Source organism: Acidisphaera rubrifaciens HS-AP3 (assembly GCF_000964365.1).
Classification (GTDB): Bacteria; Pseudomonadota; Alphaproteobacteria; order Acetobacterales; family Acetobacteraceae; genus Acidisphaera; species Acidisphaera rubrifaciens.
On sequence record NZ_BANB01000451.1, the window covers coordinates 1 to 4,134 of the forward strand.

The 4,134-nt window shown below is 71.8% G+C and carries 4 protein-coding genes; all 4 read right to left on the reverse strand.

The window, feature by feature from the left end; translation table 11 throughout:
- On the reverse strand, positions 1-1,399 hold a 1,399-nt coding region (locus tag B8460_RS12800), incomplete at its 3' end, for an acyl-CoA dehydrogenase family protein (RefSeq protein WP_048861992.1).
- Complete coding sequence (locus B8460_RS12805; protein ID WP_048861993.1) at positions 1,399-2,586, reverse strand: lactonase family protein; 1,188 nt, start codon at positions 2,584-2,586, stop codon at positions 1,399-1,401. The genes B8460_RS12800 and B8460_RS12805, both read right to left, overlap by 1 nt.
- Positions 2,587-2,679: 93 nt before the next feature.
- Positions 2,680-3,090, reverse strand: coding sequence for an HU family DNA-binding protein (locus B8460_RS12810; RefSeq protein WP_241771186.1), 411 nt, complete (start codon positions 3,088-3,090; stop codon positions 2,680-2,682).
- A gap of 177 nt (positions 3,091-3,267) precedes the next feature.
- Positions 3,268-4,134 (reverse strand): M24B family metallopeptidase (locus B8460_RS12815; RefSeq protein ID WP_048861995.1); only part of this gene is annotated, 867 nt, incomplete at its 5' end.

Below are 4,134 nucleotides of genomic sequence, written 5' to 3' on the forward strand. Positions count from 1 at the left end.
GATGGCCGCCCCGTGCCGCCGCGATCTCGGCCAGCACCGCCGCCCCGGCGGCGGGCTGGCGCGCGAGCGCGCGCAGCACGTCGAGCGCGATGACGTTGCCCGACCCCTCCCAGATCGCGTTCAGCGGCGCCTCGCGATACAGGCGCGGCAACGCCTGCTCCTCGATGTATCCCGCGCCGCCCAGGCATTCGAGGCATTCGGCGACGAAGCCCGGGCAGCGACGCGTCAGCCAGAACTTGCCGAGCGCGACGCCGAGCCGCGCCAGCGCCGACTCCGCGCCGTCGGCGGCGTCAAAGGCACGGGCGAGGCGCATGACCAGCACCGCCGCCGCCTCGTACTCCACGGCCAGATCGGCGAGCACGGCCGCCATCGCGGGCTGGTCGATCAGCCGCCGCTGGAAGGCGCGCCGGTGCGCCGCGTGATGCGCCGCCCGCGCCAGCGCCGCGCGCATGATGCCGAGCGTGCCCGCCAGCGTGTCGAGCCGGGTGTGGTGGACCATCTCGATGATCGTCGCGACGCCGCGCCCCGGCGCGCCGACCGGCAGCGCCCAGGCGCCGTGGTATTCGATCTCCGCCGACGCGTTCGAGCGGTTGCCGAGCTTGTCCTTGAGCCGCTGCAGGTGAATCGCGTTGCGCGTCCCGTCCGGCAGGATGCGCGGGACGAGGTAGCAGGACAGCCCGGCCTCGCCCTGCGCCAAGGTCAGGAACCCGTCGCTCATCGGAGCGGAGCAGAACCATTTGTGCCCCACCAGCCGCACGGCGCCGTCCGCCCCGTCGGGCTCGGCCCGCGTCGTGTTGGCGCGCACGTCCGAGCCGCCCTGTTTCTCCGTCATCGCCATGCCGACCGTGGCACCCTGCTTGTCGGCGACCGGCCGCAGCAGCGCGTCATAGACGCCACCGACGATCCGGCCGATCCACAGGTCGCGCACCGCCGGCGCCGCATGCCGCAGCGCGGGGACGGACGCATAGGTCATGCTCATCGGGCACATCACCCCGGCCTCGGCCTGGGTGAAGATCGCGAGCATGGCCGCGTGCAGCACGTGGCCGCCGGTCCGGCCCGCGCGCCACGCGACGTCGTGGATGCCGTGCCGCATCGCCGTCGCCATCAGCGCGTCATAGGCGGGATGGAACCGCACCTCGTCCAGGCGCTGCCCATAGCGGTCGAAGGCCGCAAGCTCGGGCGGATGCCGGTTCGCCGCCTCGCCCAGCGCGAGCAGATCGATGCCGCCGGCCTCGCGTCCCAGATCGTGCAGCGGCGCGCCGACCCATGCGCCCCCCTCGCGCAGCGCCGCCTCCGCAAGCGCGGCATCGGTCGCGAACAGGTCGACGCCGCCATAGTCCGGCGGCTGGTTGGTCACCGCGTGCGTCGCCAGTTCGGCGACGGGCGGCGCCCCCGTCATCAGCGCGTCGCCGCCTGTCCGATCGCCGCCGGCCCGGCGCCGCCCGTGCTCAGCGGCGCCCCGGGCGTGAGCGTGCGGCCGTCGAAGCGGAAGACGGAGATCGTATGCTCCACCATGTTCTGCACGAACACGAGCCGTCCGCCGGGCGAGAAGGCAACGCCCTGCGACCAGCGGCCGATCGGTGCCTCGGCCAGCAGTTCGAGCCCGAATTGCGGCGTGATCGTCCACAGGACGAGCCGCCCGGCGGCATGCCAGCCGGGCGCGTCCTTCGGCCGGTTCGTGCCGTTGATCAGCGCCGTGGCCAGGATGCGGCCGTCATGGGAGAAGGCGATGCCCTCCGGCGTCTGACCGACGCTGTGTGTCGCGACCACGCGGGGCGGATCGGCCTTCATGTCGATGAAGCTGACGGTGTCGGCGTCGCCGTCGCCGCGTCCCATGTTCGCGACGGCGGCAACACGGCCATCGGCGGTCACGTCCATGGTATAGGGCGCCACACCCGCGGTCAGCGGGCGCGGATCGACCGTCACCTGCAGCCCGTCGATGTGCAGCACGGAGATCTGGTTGTCGAAGAAACGACTGACCAGTGCGAAGCGTCCGTCCGCCGAAAACACCAGCCCGCCCGGTCCGGCGTGCGGTGCGAGCATGACCGGCCCCACGTCGGTGAGACGGCGGTCATGGACGCTGAAGACGGAGACGGTGCCGGCGACCCGGTTGCAGATCAGCGCCAGCGTGCCGTCCGGCGACACCCGCACCGTGGTCGCCCCGGCGCCGGCATGCACCTGCTGGACGATGCGCGGCGGTTTCGCCGTGAGATCGATGACGGAGACCAGGTCGTCGGCCGCGAGACCGGACGGCGCCGAGGGATCGGCGCGATTCGCCGCGGTGACGATCGCCCAGCTTTCGTCGGGCGCCACCCATACGGCGGTCGGCGGCCCGACCACGCTGGTGGGCACCTCGATCGTCGCGGCGATGCGCGGGGCGGCGTCCGTCAGATCAATGACGGAGAGCGTGTCGGGCACCGGCGACGGCGCGGCCGACAGCGACATCGACGGCCCGAGAACCGTATGCCCGTCATTCGCCGACAGGACGATCGCCGCGCGCGCCGCGGCCGGCGCGGCGAGCAGCAGCGCGGCGGCAAGCCAGCGCTCGGCCCGCCGCGCATGTCGATAAGCCCGTCTTTCGTGCATCGAAACACCCCACATCCGGTGACCATAGGTCGGTACCGGCATCGGGGGAAAGCCGTCGCCGCCGCAGGATAGGCCCCCGCGGCGGCAGCGCGGTCAGATCGCTTCCTTGAGTTCCTTGGCCGGACGGAAGGCGACCTTTTTGCTGGCCTTGATCTTGATCGGCTCGCCGGTCGCCGGATTGCGTCCCATGCGGGCCGGACGCGAGCGGACCTGCAGGATGCCGAGCCCCGCGAGACGCACGCGCTCGCCCTTCTTCAGATGCTTGACGACCACCGCGACGAAGTCGTTCAGCATCGCATCGGCGTCCTTCTTCGTCATGCCGTGATCCTCGGCAAGCGTGGCGCCGACGTGCTTCAGCGTGACGGTCGCGGGCGTCGCGGCCTTGCTTCCTGATTTCGCCGCCGCTTTGGCCGGCGCCTTCTTTGCCGGCGCAGCTTTCTTCGCCAGGGCCATCGTAGCCTCTCCTCGTGTGATGCGATTCGCCTCTGCGCGGAAGGGAATCACGCAAACCGCGGCCAAACAAGGGCAAAGCCGCCGGGAACCCCGTCAAATCCGGGCTTTTCGCGCCTGCGTCACGCTAAGTGCCGCTTCCGAAAGGAAAATCATGCCGCCGCCGCCGCGTCGCCGCCCGATCCGCCGCGCCGGTCCGTCTAGCCGGGGCGCCGAGTCGGCGCCACCGCGTCACGCAAGCGGCGCGCAGGCCGCTTGCAGCCACGCACGATCGGCGCCGTCGAGCAGCGGCCCGATCTCGTCGAGCACACGCTGATGATAGGCATCAAGCCACGCGACGTCCGCGGCCGGCAGCAGCGCGCGATCGAGCAGACGGCGGTCGAACGGCGCCAGCGTCAGCGTCTCGAAGCGCAGGAACGGCCGTGTGCCGAAGCCCGGCATCTCCTGCACCAGCAGCAGGTTCTCCAGCCGTATGCCGTACTGGCCGGAGATATACAGGCCGGGCTCGTCCGACAGCACCATGCCGGGCGCCAGCGGCACCGGGCGCGCAAGGCGCGAGAGACTGACAGGCCCCTCGTGGACGGACAGGTAGCTGCCCACGCCATGCCCCGTGCCGTGGTCGTAGTCGAGCCCCGCCTCCCACAGCGCGCGCCGGGCGAAGGCGTCGAGATGCGGACCGGCGACGCCCTGCGGAAACACCGCCGTCGCGATGGCGATATGCCCGCGCAGCACCCGCGTCACCTGCTCGCGTACGGCGTCCGGCGCCGCGTCCGGGCCGGTCCAGACGGTGCGCGTCACGTCCGTCGTGCCGTCCTGGTACTGGCCGCCGGAGTCGATCAGGTACACCTCGTTACGGTTGAGCGGCCGGTCGGTGGCTTGCGTCACGCGATAATGGATGATCGCCCCGTGTTCGCCGGCACCGGAAATCGCGGCGAAGCTTTCACCGCGAAACAGGTCCTGCTCCGCGCGCAGCGACAGCAGACGCGCCGCGGCGCTCATCTCGGTCAGGCCGCCGCCGGGGGCGGTGCGGTCGAGCCAGGCTAGGAACCGGCACAGCGCCACCCCGTCACGGCGATGCGCCGCCCGCATGCCCGCCTG